Annotated in this window: 1 rRNA gene; it reads right to left on the bottom strand. The window is 57.0% G+C overall.

Going from position 1 to position 1231, the window contains the following annotated elements:
* A 23S ribosomal RNA gene (locus P3G67_RS35700) occupies positions 1-1179 on the bottom strand; the annotation flags it as partial.
* Positions 1180-1231: the final 52 nt, after the last annotated feature.

Raw genomic sequence — 1231 nt, 5'->3', positions numbered from 1 at the left:
TGGCTGCTTCTAAGCCAACCTCCTGGTTGTCTCTGCGACTCCACATCCTTTCCCACTTAGCATACGCTTAGGGGCCTTAGTCGATGCTCTGGGCTGTTTCCCTCTCGACCATGGAGCTTATCCCCCACAGTCTCACTGCCGCGCTCTCACTTACCGGCATTCGGAGTTTGGCTAAGGTCAGTAACCCGGTAGGGCCCATCGCCTATCCAGTGCTCTACCTCCGGCAAGAAACACACGACGCTGCACCTAAATGCATTTCGGGGAGAACCAGCTATCACGGAGTTTGATTGGCCTTTCACCCCTAACCACAGGTCATCCCCCAGGTTTTCAACCCTGGTGGGTTCGGTCCTCCACGAAGTCTTACCTCCGCTTCAACCTGCCCATGGCTAGATCACTCCGCTTCGGGTCTTGAGCGTGCGACTCAACCGCCCTCTTCGGACTCGCTTTCGCTACGGCTACCCCACACGGGTTAACCTCGCCACACACCGCAAACTCGCAGGCTCATTCTTCAAAAGGCACGCAGTCACGAGATGCAAGCAAGCTCACATCCGACGCTCCCACGGCTTGTAGGCACACGGTTTCAGGTACTATTTCACTCCGCTCCCGCGGTACTTTTCACCATTCCCTCACGGTACTATCCGCTATCGGTCACCAGGGAATATTTAGGCTTAACGGGTGGTCCCGCCAGATTCACACGGGATTTCTCGGGCCCCGTGCTACTTGGGTGACTTCCAAGAGAGCCGCTGACATTTCAACTACGGGGGTCTTACCCTCTACGCCGGGCCTTTCGCATGCCCTTCGTCTACATCAACGGTTTCTGACTCTCCCAACAGCCGGCAGACTGCTGAAGAAAGCTCCCACAACCCCACATGCGCAACCCCTGCCGGGTATCACACGCATACGGTTTAGCCTCATCCAGTTTCGCTCGCCACTACTCCCGGAATCACGGTTGTTTTCTCTTCCTGCGGGTACTGAGATGTTTCACTTCCCCGCGTTCCCTCCACATACCCTATGTGTTCAGGTATGGGTGACAGCCCATGACGACTGCCGGGTTTCCCCATTCGGACACCCCCGGATCACAGCTCGGTTGACAGCTCCCCGGGGCCTATCGCGGCCTCCCACGTCCTTCATCGGTTCCTGGTGCCAAGGCATCCACCGTGCGCCCTTAAAAACTTGGCCACAGATGCTCGCGTCCACTATGCAGTTCTCAAACAACGACCCATCCCCCACA

This window comes from Streptomyces silvisoli (assembly GCF_029269905.1).
GTDB lineage: Bacteria > Actinomycetota > Actinomycetes > Streptomycetales > Streptomycetaceae > Streptantibioticus_A > Streptantibioticus_A silvisoli_A.
This window is presented reverse-complemented; position numbering and strand designations above follow the sequence as displayed.